Source organism: Pectobacterium sp. F1-1, assembly GCF_025643735.1.
GTDB lineage: Bacteria > Pseudomonadota > Gammaproteobacteria > Enterobacterales > Enterobacteriaceae > Pectobacterium > Pectobacterium colocasium.
Genome location: NZ_CP104733.1, coordinates 2,613,066 through 2,626,405 on the forward strand (window position 1 = coordinate 2,613,066; position 13,340 = coordinate 2,626,405).

Annotated in this window: 8 protein-coding genes; 3 read left to right on the plus strand and 5 right to left on the minus strand. The window is 53.7% G+C overall.

What is annotated here, in order from left to right; all coding sequences use genetic code 11:
* Window positions 1-48 precede the first annotated feature (48 nt).
* The 5 genes from narI to NAL19_RS11540 form a co-directional block, all read right to left on the minus strand.
* Entirely contained in the window at window positions 49-753 is a 705-nt protein-coding gene (narI, locus tag NAL19_RS11520) for a respiratory nitrate reductase subunit gamma (RefSeq protein ID WP_411561396.1), read from the minus strand.
* Entirely contained in the window at window positions 753-1,472 is a 720-nt protein-coding gene (gene narJ, locus NAL19_RS11525) for a nitrate reductase molybdenum cofactor assembly chaperone (protein WP_263057399.1), read from the minus strand. Before narJ ends, narI begins: the two co-directional genes overlap by 1 nt.
* The gene (gene narH / locus NAL19_RS11530; protein WP_263057400.1) at window positions 1,465-3,045 is read right to left on the minus strand and encodes a nitrate reductase subunit beta; all 1,581 of its coding nucleotides are present in this window, start codon (window positions 3,043-3,045) and stop codon (window positions 1,465-1,467) included. Before narH ends, narJ begins: the two co-directional genes overlap by 8 nt.
* On the minus strand, window positions 3,045-6,866 hold the full coding sequence (locus NAL19_RS11535) for a nitrate reductase subunit alpha (RefSeq protein WP_263057401.1): 3,822 nt from the start codon (window positions 6,864-6,866) through the stop codon (window positions 3,045-3,047). Before NAL19_RS11535 ends, narH begins: the two co-directional genes overlap by 1 nt.
* Window positions 6,867-7,535: 669 nt before the next feature.
* A complete protein-coding gene (locus NAL19_RS11540) occupies window positions 7,536-8,924 on the minus strand; it encodes a NarK family nitrate/nitrite MFS transporter (RefSeq protein WP_263057402.1) in 1,389 nt (462 codons plus the stop codon).
* A gap of 336 nt (window positions 8,925-9,260) precedes the next feature.
* Between NAL19_RS11540 and narX the strand changes: the two genes are divergently transcribed.
* The 3 genes from narX (at window position 9,261) to NAL19_RS11555 (ending at window position 13,317) form a co-directional block, all read left to right on the plus strand.
* Window positions 9,261-11,069: a nitrate/nitrite two-component system sensor histidine kinase NarX gene (narX, locus tag NAL19_RS11545; RefSeq protein ID WP_263059703.1), complete on the plus strand. Its 1,809-nt coding sequence runs from the start codon at window positions 9,261-9,263 to the stop codon at window positions 11,067-11,069.
* Complete coding sequence (gene narL / locus NAL19_RS11550) at window positions 11,062-11,712, plus strand: two-component system response regulator NarL (protein WP_225084830.1); 651 nt, start codon at window positions 11,062-11,064, stop codon at window positions 11,710-11,712. The genes narX and narL overlap by 8 nt, the downstream gene beginning before the upstream one ends.
* Before the next feature lie 327 nt (window positions 11,713-12,039).
* The gene (locus NAL19_RS11555; protein WP_225084831.1) at window positions 12,040-13,317 is read left to right on the plus strand and encodes an acyltransferase family protein; all 1,278 of its coding nucleotides are present in this window, start codon (window positions 12,040-12,042) and stop codon (window positions 13,315-13,317) included.
* The last annotated feature ends 23 nt before the right edge of the window (window positions 13,318-13,340 follow it).

A 13,340-nucleotide genomic window follows, 5' to 3' on the forward strand; every position in this document is an offset into this window, starting at 1 on the left:
AACCATTAAAACAGCGGCGTTATCATAACACCGCCGTTTTTATCATATCTAGCGACGGTTACGCACTAACTGGTAGCGACGCGTCAGATACTCGACCGGTGCGCTCCAAATGTGAACCAGACGGCAGAACGGGAACAGCACAAACAGCGTCAGCCCCAGAACGATGTGCAATTTAAAAATCAGCGCGACACCCGCCAGATGTTCAGACCCTCCCCCCTGGAAAAACGCCACGCTTTGTGCCCAACCGACCAGCTTCAGCATTTCACTGCCGTCCATATGCTGTGCAGAGAATGGGATGGTCAACAGCCCCAGACCGGCCTGAATCACCAGCAGAGACAGAATGAGAATGTCGCCAACGCTGGAGGTGGCACGAATACGCGGGTTGGTCAGACGGCGTTTTAACAACAGCACGCCACCGACAAACGTCAGCAGACCCGCCGCACCACCGCCGAACATCGCTATTTTCTGTTTTACATCCATCGGCAGGAAGGCTTCGTACATCCAGTGCGGCGTCAACATACCGAGAAAGTGCCCGGCAAATACGCCCAGAATCCCCAGATGGAACAGGTTAGACGCCAGACGCATCCCTTTCTTATCCAGCATTTGGCTCGAACCCGCACGCCAGCTGTACTGGCCGTAGTCATAGCGCAGCCAGCTACCAATCAGAAAAATCGCCATCGCCAGATAGGGATAGATATCAAAAAAGAATACATTGCTGTAGTTGATAAATGAAAAGTTGGTGATTGCACTCATTAGCGTTGCCCTCCCGCCGATGTCGCGTCAAGATTCAGATATTGCGGCACCACCGCGCCAGCAAAGCGGCGTTGGTGTTGCGTTTGTTGGGCCGATGCGCAGCCTTCTTCGCCGAGGAACTTAACCTGTTCCTCTTCCCACACGGCATCCAGCGCCTGCGGCGTGTCGTCACGCGCTTCATCAGCCACCTGATGTGTGACATCGTCACTTTTCAGGTCACTACCGGACAGCGCCAACAGCAGATCGAACAGCACGGCATAGCGGCTGTCACGCTGCTGCAAACGCGCGCCAATCAACGCCAGAATCGGCGCGATGTCGAGTAAACCCGCGTGCCCCTGCGCGGGCTCCAGACGAGAAAGGTACTCAAGATACAGCGGCAGGTAGTCCGGCAGCTCACGGCAATCCAGCGCCAGACCGGCATCCTGATATTGCTGCATGAGATCGACCATCGCCTGACCACGGTCGCGAGACTCACCGTGAACGTGTTCGAACAACAGCAGCGAGGTCGCCCGACCGCGGTCAAACAGGCCGCTATACTCCGCCTGTTTGTCCAACAGATCCTGCGCGCACAGCGTATTAATGAACTGCATGAGCTGATGACTCTCACGCAGCGGTAAAGCATCGGCCTGCTCTACCGCTTCGATCAACTCAGCCCGGTTTTCCCACAGCTCGCTATCGGGATAGTCCAGCAGGCGGGCAATAATCCGCAGGCTAATCATGGTTCGTCTCCCGCATGATTTTGCTGTTCATATCGCGCGTTTTGCTGCTGACATCAATCGCATCAATACGTTTGCTGTTGAACAGATTGAATTTGGTATCGCTGCCGTGGCAGCCATCGCCAAAGCTGAAGCCGCAGCCTTTACTTTCTGGGAATGCTTCACGCGCCAGTTCACGATGGCTTGATGGAATCACGAAACGGTCTTCGTAGTTCGCAATCGCCAGATAGCGGTACATTTCCTGCGCCTGCGCTTCGGTCAGCCCAACCTGCTCCAGCGCGCTGGTATCGATTTTGCCTTCTACGGTTTCTGCACGTTTGTAGTGACGCATCGCCAGCATACGTTTCAGCGCCAGCAATACCGGCTCGGTATCGCCTGCGGTCAGCAGGTTCGCCAGATATTGCACCGGGATACGCAGGCTTTCGACGTCCGGCAATACGCCAGTGTGCGCCAATTGACCCGCGTCTGCGGCAGACTGAATCGGTGACAACGGCGGCACGTACCACACCATCGGCAGCGTGCGGTATTCTGGGTGCAGCGGCAGCGCCAGCTTCCAGTCCATCGCCATTTTATACACCGGCGACTGCTGTGCCGCTTCAATGACGCTGTTTGGAATGCCATCTTTCCGTGCTTGTTCAATGACTTTCGGATCGTGCGGGTCAAGGAACACGTCCAACTGGCTCTGGTACAGATCTTTCTCGTTTTCCACCGAAGCCGCTTGTTCGATGCGATCGGCATCATAGAGCAGCACGCCCAGATAGCGGATACGCCCTACGCAAGTTTCCGAGCAAAGCGTCGGCTGGCCGCTTTCGATACGCGGGTAACAGAAAATACATTTTTCTGATTTGCCGCTCTTCCAGTTGAAGTAGATTTTTTTGTACGGACAACCAGTCAGGCACATACGCCAGCCGCGGCACTTATCCTGATCGATCAGGACGATGCCGTCTTCGCCGCGTTTGTAGATCGCGCCGCTCGGGCAAGTTGCCACACACGCGGGGTTCAGGCAGTGCTCACACAGACGCGGCAGATACATCATGAACGTGTTTTCGAACTGGCCGTACATCTCTTTCTGCATTTCGTTGAAATGGACAGGATCGAAGTTTTTATCCTTGGAGCGTTTACTGAATTCACCACCCAGATCGTCTTCCCAGTTCGGCCCCATTTCGATTTTCTTCATCCGCTGACCGGTAATCAGCGAGCGCGGACGGGCGACAGGCTGGTGCTTACCTTCCGGCGCTTTACGCAGGTTCTGGTAGTCGTAGTCGAACGGCTCGTAGTAGTCGTCGATTTCCGGCACATCCGGGTTAGCGAATATTTTGGACAACACGCTGATGCGGTTACCCATACGCGGTTCGAGCTTGCCGCTGATTTTACGGATCCAGCCGCCCTTCCATTTGTCCTGATCTTCCCAGGCATGGGGATAACCCACGCCCGGTTTGGTTTCGACGTTGTTAAACCAGGCGTATTCCATCCCTTCACGACTGGTCCAGACGTTTTTACAGGTAACGGAGCAGGTGTGACAGCCGATGCACTTGTCCAGATTCAGCACCATGCCCACTTGTGAACGAATTTTCATCAGGCTTTCTCCTGCTGTACCGGTTTCTGTACTGTTTGTTGCTGAACCGTTTTTTGCTGAACCGTTTTTTGCTGAACCGTTTTTTGCTGAACATAGTCCTGGTCTTCATCATCCAGCCAGTCGATGCGTTTCATTTTACGAACCACGACAAACTCATCGCGGTTTGACCCGACGGTGCCGTAGTAGTTAAAGCCATAAGCCAGTTGGGCATAACCGCCGATCATATGGGTCGGTTTCGGCGTGATACGGGTTACCGAATTGTGAATACCGCCGCGCTGCTGGGTCACTTCCGATCCCGGCAGGTTAATGATGCGTTCCTGCGCGTGGTACATCATCGTCATACCCGCAGGTACACGCTGGCTAACCACCGCACGCGCCGTCAGCGCACCGTTGGCATTGAACGCCTCTATCCAGTCGTTATCTGCAATACCCAACTCGCTGGCATCGTCTTCGCTCAGCCAGATAATCGGGCCGCCGCGTCCCAGCGTCAGCATCAACAGGTTGTCGCTGTACGTGGAGTGAATGCCCCATTTCTGGTGCGGCGTCAGGAAGTTCAGCGCTTTTTCCGGGTTGCCGTTAGACTTCTTATTCATCACCGGCTCCGCCGCACGGGTGTCGACGGGAGGACGATAAACCAGCAGGCTTTCACCAAAGGCGCGCATCCACTCATGGTCTTGATACAGCTGTTGGCGGCCGGACAGCGTACGCCACGGAATCAGCTCATGAACGTTGGTGTAACAGGCGTTATAGGAAACGTGTTCGTCTTCCAGGCCAGACCAGGTCGGGCTGGAGATAATCTTGCGCGGCTGTGCCTGAATATCGCGGAAGCGAATTTTTTCGTCTTCTTTATTCAGTGCCAGATGCGTGTGGTCACGCCCCGTGAATTTACTCAGCGCTTCCCACGCTTTCACCGCCACCTGACCATTGGTTTCCGGCGCCAGAGACAGAATCACTTCTGCCGCATCGATCGCCGTTTCAATCTTCGGACGACCTGCCGCCGCACCGTCAGCCTTGGTGTAGTTCAGCTTTTTCAGGAAATCGACTTCGGTCTGTGTGTTCCAGCCAATACCTTTACCACCGTTGCCTAACTTGTCCATCAACGGACCGAGCGAGGTGAAACGTTCGTACAGGTTCGGGTAATCGCGCTCCACGACCATCAGGTGCGGCGCCGTTTTGCCCGGAATCAGGTCGCATTCGCCTTTTTTCCAGTCCTCCACGCCGAACGGCTGGGCCATTTCCGCCGCAGAGTCGTGTTGAATCGGCAAGGTCACCAGATCGGTTTCCTGACCCAGATGCCCCTGACAGACACGGGAGAAGGCTTTCGCGATATCTTTGTAGATTTCCCAGTCGCTTTTCGAATCCCAAGCGGGATCGACAGCCGCAGACAGCGGGTGAATAAACGGATGCATATCCGAAGTATTCATGTCGTCTTTTTCGTACCAGGTTGCCGTCGGCAGGACGATGTCGGAGTACAGGCAGGTGCTGGACATACGGAAATCCAGCGTCACCACCAGATCCAGTTTGCCTTCAACGCCTTGATCGTGCCATTCCACCTCTTCCGGCTTCACGCTGCCCGCCGTGCCCAGATCTTGCCCTTGAATACCGTGCTCCGTACCCAGCAGATACTTCAGCATGTATTCGTGGCCTTTACCGGAGGAACCCAGCAGGTTAGAACGCCAGATGAACAGGTTGCGTGGGTAGTTTTGCTGGCTATCCGGCTGCTCAGCGGCAAATTTGATTTCGCCTGATTTCAACGCGGCAACGGTATATTCCTGCGGCGTAACACCAGCGGCACGCGCTTTCTCTGCAATATCCAACGGGTTAACGTTCAACTGCGGTGCAGACGGCAGCCAGCCCATACGTTCGGCGCGCACGTTGAAGTCAATCATGCTGCCGCTAAAGCGGGATTTGTCCGCCAGCGGTGACAGCAGTTCCTGCGGCGCGACGGTTTCATAACGCCACTGGCTGGAATGGTTATAGAAGAACGAGGTACTGTTCATGTGACGTGGCGGACGCTGCCAGTCCAGACCAAACGCCAGCGGCGTCCAACCGGTTTGCGGACGCAGTTTTTCTTGTCCGACGTAGTGCGCCCAACCGCCACCGCTCTGACCGACACAGCCGCAGAAAATCAGCATGTTGATGATGCCGCGGTAGTTCATGTCCATGTGATACCAGTGGTTGATACCGGCACCGACGATGATCATCGAACGACCGTGCGTTTTATCGGCGTTATCCGCAAATTCACGCGCAATGCGGATGATGTTCTGACGAGAAACGCCAGTAATTTTCTCAGCCCAGGCTGGGCTGTACGCTTTCACATCGTCATAATCACGCGCGCAGTTGTCGTCGCCCAGACCGCGATCCAGACCGTAGTTCGCCATCGTCAGGTCATACACGCAGGCCACCAGCGCGTCGCTACCGTCAGCCAGCGTCAGGCGCTTAACCGGCAGTTTGTGCAGCAGGATGTCTTGTAGCGCAACGTTATTGAAATGTTCGCTGACCGCGCCGCCAAAATACGGGAAGCCGACATCAACCACATCGTCGTGCGACCCCAGCAGGCTCAAGCGCAGCTTCACTTCTTCGCCGCTCAGGCCGTCGCGCTGTTCCAGGTTCCATTTACCTTGATCGCCCCAGCGGTAGCCGATCGACCCTTGCGGTGCCGTCAGATTACCGGTTTCCTGATCAACTGCGATGGTTTTCCACTGCGGGTTGTTGTCCTGCCCGAGGTTGTCCACCAGATCGGAGGCACGCAGCATTCGACCTGCGGCGTAATAGCCGTCCTCACGCGGTTCCAGCAGCACCAGCATCGGTAAGTCCGTGTATTGACGCACGTACTCGCTGAAATACTGGCTCGGTTTGTCGAGATGGAACTCTTTCAGAATAACGTGGCCCATTGCCAGCGCCATCGCGCTGTCGGTGCCTTGTTTCGGGTTCAGCCACTGATCGCACAGCTTGGCGATTTCCGCGTAATCCGGCGTGACCGCCACGGTTTTGGTGCCTTTGTAGCGGACTTCCGTAAAGAAGTGGGCATCCGGCGTACGGGTTTGCGGTACGTTAGAACCCCAGGCAATGATGTAAGAAGAGTTGTACCAATCGGCAGACTCCGGTACGTCGGTTTGCTCCCCCCAGGTCATCGGTGACGCTGGCGGTAAGTCACAGTACCAGTCGTAGAAGCTAAGACACACGCCACCGAGCAGGGAAAGGTAACGCGCCCCCGCAGCATAGGACACCATCGACATCGCAGGAATCGGTGAGAAGCCGATAATACGGTCTGGGCCGAAGGTCTTGGCGGTGTAAACGTTAGAGGCCGCGATCAGTTCGTTGACTTCATTCCAGTCAGAACGCACGAAGCCACCACGACCACGAATTTGTTTGTAGTATTTAGTCTTCTCGGGGTCGTTGACGATGGACGCCCAGGCATCGACCGGATCGCTGTGCGTCAGTTTCGCTTCACGCCACAGTTTCAGCAGGCGCTTACGCATCATTGGGTATTTCAGGCGATTAGCGCTGTAGAGATACCAGGAATAGCTGGCACCGCGCGGGCAGCCACGCGGTTCATGGTTAGGCAGGTCCGGGCGAGTACGCGGATAGTCGGTCTGCTGCGTTTCCCACGTCACCAGACCGTTTTTCACATAAATCTTCCAGCTACATGAACCGGTGCAGTTTACCCCGTGGGTAGAACGCACGATTTTGTCATGCTGCCAGCGACTGCGATAGCCGTCTTCCCAGTCACGATTGGTATTGAGGGTCTGGCCATGACCATCGGAAAACGGTTCGGCCAGTTGTTTGAAGTAACGTAACCGGTCAAGGAATTTGCTCATCCGGACTCTCCTGCTGCGAAGCCTGCTGGCCCCTGTCGTTATGGAATGCTCGTAGCAGACATCTGTTTTTGCTTACGACACATCGCTCAAGTTGGCGCTAGCGTATCCAGCCAGCCCCTCGTCAAAGTTGATAACGATCAAGAGAGTTTCCCGCTTAAAAATGGCATTCCTCATCAACTACCACCAAAGAATTATGACAAAAATATCAATTAAGATATTGATATTAAATAATAAAAACAAACCTATTAACTTTGTGTTTATACTGAATTCACACACACGACTATTTAGAGGTAGTAGTCGGGAGGCGACGAAAAATTGCTCGAAAAAGAGAGATTATCTATTAGTTTTCTGTCCTTATTTTTTTGGCGTAAAAAATTATGCTGAGGAGAGAGCGGGCTTAGGATGAGCCGCAAGGATGCGGCGAAAGCTTGCGCCACGTCGGGAACGTGTCGCAAGCGATCCGCAAAGTCCGATACCGACGAAGGCACCGCATCAGCGGCATAATTTCCGCCAAAAGCCTGGGGTCACGGGGCGAGCGGCGATTGAGCCGCCCCGTGTCGGGCGCGTGCTACGGAGTAGTATGAAAATGACAGCATTAATCGCGCACGGAACCACCTCTTAGTCGACATAAGAATGTGACTAAGAGGTGGTTGGGAGGCGGGTCAACGCTTAGCGTTGCTTTCTGGCATAAAACAGCCAGGTAACCAGAACGCACACCACGTAGCACACCACAAACACTTTCATGGCGCCGGTGGGTGAACCGGTTAACTCCAGCGACATCCCAAAGGCTTGAGGAATGAAGAAGCCGCCAATAGCGCCAATGGCCGAAATAAAGCCCAGCGCCGCTGCAGTATCCGTGGCGGCGGTACTCTGCGCATCCGCATCACTTCCGCCCTGTGCTTTAACCCGCTCTGTCGTTAATTTACGGAAAATGACGGCAATCATCTGGAAAGTAGAGCCACTGCCTAGCCCCGCCGTCAGGAACAGCATAATGAAAATGCCAAAGAACATCCCGAATGACCCCGCAGAGTTTGCACTCGGCAAGGACAGAAACAGCAACACCGAGAAAATCGCCATCAGGATGAAGTTAATCAGCGTGACCTTCACGCCGCCAAAACGATCAGACAGCATTCCGCCCACCGGACGCGCCAGCGCCCCCAGCAGCGGCCCAAAGAACGCGTAGTACAGAATCACGATATCTGGGAACTGCGTTCTGGACAGCATGCCGAAGCCCGCCGAAAAACCGATAAAAGAACCGAAGGTGGACAAATACAGGAAGCTGAGTACCCACAGATGCATCTGCTTCAAAACCGGTAATTGCTTGCGTACCGACGCATTCGCCGTTGAAAGATCGTTCATGCCAAACCAGGCAGCGGTTGAGGCAATCACCAAAAACGGAACCCACATCCAGGCAGCATGGTGCAACCAAATCTGATGGCCGTCTGGCTGAACCACGCCATTGCCGGAAAATCCCAGAATTGGCAGGAAAATCACCACCGGCACCAGCAACTGCATCACGCTCACGCCGAGGTTACCCAAGCCGCCGTTAATACCCAGCGCACTCCCCTGACGTGATTTGGGGAAGAAGAAGCTGATGTTAGCCATGCTGGACGCGAAGTTCGCTCCCGCGAAGCCACACAGCAAAGAAATCGTCACGAAAATGCTGTAAGGCGTGTGCGGATCCTGTACGGCAAACCCGAGCCAGATACACGGGATAACGAGAATGAAGGTACTCAGCGTCGTCCAGCGGCGACCACCAACTAGCGGGATAACGAAGGAGTAAGGAACACGCAACAGCGCGCCGGAAACGGAGGGCAGCGCGGTCAGTAAAAAGAGTTGGTCTGTGGTAAAACGAAATCCGACCTTGTTTAGGTTAACGGCCACGGTGCTGAATATCATCCAGACACAAAACGACAACAGCAGACAGGGCACAGAGATCCAAAGGTTACGTTGTGCTATCCGTTGGCCGCCAGATTGCCAGAATTTTGTATCTTCAGGATTCCATTCCCTGATCAGCGTGCTTTGCGATACTTTTTCGGGTGATGAAGGCTGCGTCATAAAAACCTCAATAAATAAAAACGCGGTAGAATTAAGGCGCAACATTAGGGATTACACAGCAGGTAAAGTTGATGCAAATCAACGCGCTGTCAGGTAAAAAAACCGTGTAAAAACAGCCACACTCCTTAATGAGTAATAAAAATAGAAAAATAAGCAGCGACAATTCAATCTGTTATATCTCTCTTTTTTCTTACTGTCATACCCCCTTTCAAGGCACAGATATTCGGTGGTACTCACTAGTGGGTATAGGGTTATCATGTAGGATCGGGAAAAATGCCAAAAGGATTATCCTTCCCGGTACTGGTTTTCTACTCCTCCAGCAGAGGTCGCTGTATTATGTTGAAACGTTTCCTGCTGCCGCTGTCGCTCGTCAATCAGGTCGCGCTATTGATGCTGCTACTCGGTTTGCTGGGTATTGCAGGTATGTCGGTTTCCAGTTGGATGTCGCAAAGCATCCAGGGTAACGCGCACGCCATTAACAAAGCAGGTTCGCTGCGCATGCAGAGTTACCGCCTGCTCTCGATGGTGCCGCTCTCCGCCGAGAATGAAATTTACCTGCAAGAACTGGAAGAAGACGAAATCAGCAGCGATCTGCAACAGGCGGTACGCCGGGAAGGGCTCAGCGAACAATTCACCGCGCTGCGCATTTTCTGGCTGGAAAACCTGCAACCGCATTTGCGGCAGGCCACACAGGCTTCTGATGCTTCAGCAGATGTCGCCCGCTTCGTGAAACAACTCGACGATCTGGTTTCCGCCATCGATCATAAAACCGAACAGCGATTGATGATGGTCACGCTGGTGCAACGCATCTTCATCGGCATCATGTTTATTCTGCTGGCCACCACGTTCTTTTATCTGCGTCGCCGTCTGTTGACACCGTGGCGACGTCTGGTTTCGATGGCGCAGGCTATCGGTCACGGCGATTTCACCCAGCGCGTCGCCATTAACGGTCATGATGAAATGAGTACGCTGGGACAGGTGCTGAACAGCATGTCGGACGAACTTTACGCCATGTACCACAGTCTGGAACAGCGCGTGGCCGAGAAAACCGCCGACCTGCAACAGAAAAACGATCTGCTCTCTTTCCTTTATCGCGCTAGTCGACGCCTGCATACTGGCGCGCCGCTGTGCAGTCGGCTAATGCCGATCCTGAACGAACTCCCCACATTGACGCCGCTGCGCAATATTCAGCTGCGGCTGTATGAAGACAACAATCAGGAACAATTTCATCAGTTTAGCGATGACAGCCCGCCACAGCCGGAGCACTGCCCGGACAGCAGTTGCCAAAGTTGCGGCATGCAGGGGAAACGGGAAGATCTGCCAAGTGAGCCTCACTGTTGGGATTTGCACGATAAACACGGGCAGTACGGCGTCGTGCTGGCCACGCTGCCGGGCAATACCGCGCTCAGCCGCGATCAAAATCAGTTACTGAATACCTTATTGGAACAGTTGACCAGCACGCTAGCGCTGGAGCGTCAATCCAACCACCAACAGCAGTTGATGCTGATGGAAGAACGCGCCACCATTGCCCGTGAGCTGCACGACTCTATCGCCCAGTCCCTTTCCTGCCTGAAAATTCAGGTGAGCTGCCTGCAAATGCAGGGTGGCGATTTACCCCCCGTTTCGCAACAGTTGCTGACGGAAATGCGGGAAGAGTTGAACACCGCCTATCGCCAACTGCGTGAACTGTTGACCACCTTCCGGCTAAAGCTGTCGGAATCCGGCTTACTTGCCGCGCTGCGGGCGTCAGTCGATGAATTCAGCAAGCGGCTTGGATACCCCATCGAACTCCACTACCGTCTGCCGCCGCAGTCGGTCTCCGCGCATCAGGGTATTCACGTTCTGCAAATTGTGCGTGAAGCACTGAGCAATATTTATAAGCATGCGCAGGCTACACAGGTCGATATCACCCTACAGCTACGTCAGGGCTACATTGAACTCAGCGTGGCCGATAACGGCATTGGTATTCCTGATGATGCCAGCCGCGCCAACCATTATGGACTTATTATCATGCGCGACCGTGCACGGGGTTTGCACGGCGAATGCATTGTTCGACGCCGGCCGTCGGGGGGCACTGAAGTGAACGTCAGCTTCCTCTCCGAACACCGTCACCGGCTGCCATTAACAGGAGAAACTCATGATTAACGAAGATGCCGCCACCCTACTGCTGATTGATGACCACCCCATGTTGCGCAATGGCGTTAAACAACTCATCAGCATGGATCCAGAATTACAGGTGGTCGGTGAAGCCAGTCACGGCGAACAGGGTGTCGAACTCGCGGAGCAACTAGACCCGGATTTGATTCTGCTTGATTTGAACATGCCCGGCATGAATGGCCTGGAAACGTTAAATCGTCTGCGGGAAAAATCGTTGTCTGGCCGTATTGTCGTCTTTAGCGTATCTAACCACGAAGACGATGTTGTCAACGCCTTAAAAAATGGTGCCGATGGTTACCTGCTTAAAGATATGGAACCGGAAGATTTACTGGCTGCGCTACATCAGGCCGCATCAGGAAAAATGGTACTGAGTGAAACGCTGACGCCGATTCTGGCCGCCAGCTTGCGCGAAAGCCGTCACAGCAGCGATCGGGATATTCAGCAGCTCACCCCGCGCGAACGCGATATTCTGAAACTGCTGGCTCAGGGGTTGTCCAATAAAGTCATTGCCCGCAAACTCACGATCACAGAAAGCACCGTTAAAGTTCACGTCAAGCATCTGCTGAAAAAAATGAAGCTAAAATCGCGGGTTGAAGCGGCAGTCTGGGTACTACAAGAAAAAGTGATTTAATCAAATTGTCACAAAAAACAGCTACTGTCAGCAGTACGGATAAGGCGCTCTGGCGCCCTATCGTCCGATATTATCCTCGCGTAAGCGAGGATGCCGCCACTGTGGATAAGAAACTATCGTTACTAAAAAACGGTCGTTGATAAAAAACTGTCGTTAATAAAAACAATGGGTGGAAATACCACCAATGCCCCGCAAAAACCTAAACGGTTGCTAAACGGCACCGGCATTTATAGCCATTATCCTAATTAATGTGACGTTGCTCTCGTCTAAACTAGCTTGTAATCGCATTTTTCGGCTTTTACACCGAGTTTAACGTTGAGGAACAACATGAAGAAGGTCAGTAAGGAGCGATTTATCGGCCTGGAGTGGTTACGATTTTTGCTCGGCTGCTATGTGATGATTTATCACACGGTGCACATTTACCCCCAGCGTGAGCGCATTCCTTTCTTAAGCGAACTCACCAGCATGGGGTTCTTCGCAACCAGTACATTCTTTGTTCTGTCTGGTTTTTTGCTTGCGCATGTCTACATTAAGGACGGACGTTTGCGTGAGCCCGCTCGTCAGTTCTGGGCCAAACGCTTCTTTAATCTTTATCCCATTCATATCATTGCCCTGCTGTCTTCTATTGCTGTTGTCACGCTCATGCAGTGGCTAGCCGTGCCACCGGAAGGGCAAGTCGCCAGTGCGCGTTTTGTCATTTATGACACCAACGACCCCGCGGCCGACCCCGAAACGCTGCGCCATTACATGACAAATGCGCAGTTGGCGTTCAACGGGATATTGCAGGTACTGATGTTGCAGGCATGGAATCCTTACTTCCTGACCTTCAATGCCCCGTTGTGGTCACTTTCTACCCTGTTCTTTTTCTATCTGACCTTCCCGCTGCTGGCTCCACGTTTGCTAAACAGCCGCCATCCGTGGCTGTGGATGGGGATCGTTTGCCTGCTGTATCTGCTGCCGCCGATTTGGGTGATTTGGCAACAGCAGTTCGGCATGCCGTACACCGGATTATTGCAGCGCGGACCGATCTTCCGTCTGCCAGAATTTCTGGCCGGTATTTTGGGGTATGCACTGTTCCGTCATTACCGTCAGAAAGATCGCTTACCACTGACTAAAGGTCAGCGCTATGCGCTCGCCCTCTTTATTAGTGTGAATTTCCTTGTCGCTACCTGGCTGTTCACAAAAGGCGAAGCCTATTGGTATTTCCTGTTGCATAACGGTTTGCTCCTGCCAGCTCAGGTCGGTTTAGTCTGCCTCAGCGCGCTGGCGCGTGAACCTAATAGCGAGTGGCTGCGACATTGGTCACCGCGCCTGGGTGCGGCATCACTCTCGATCTTTGCGCTGCACGTTCCGCTCTTCAATCTGTTCCGTACGCTGGAACAGTTGGTGCGCGGTAACCCGATGGCCTGCTTCAGCGACTGGGATCAGTGCATTGCCGCCGCAGGTCAGGTGCAGCTCTCCATGACGGGCTATATCATTTTCCTACTCACCACCGTGACGCTCTGTGTGCTCTTCCAGGAACGGATCGTGCTGCGCGTGAGGACGTTCCTGACCTCGCGTTTCCTTAGCAACAACAGCACATCACGCACGCAACGTACCGCGTAGTACCGCTTTCGCACACGTTTCTC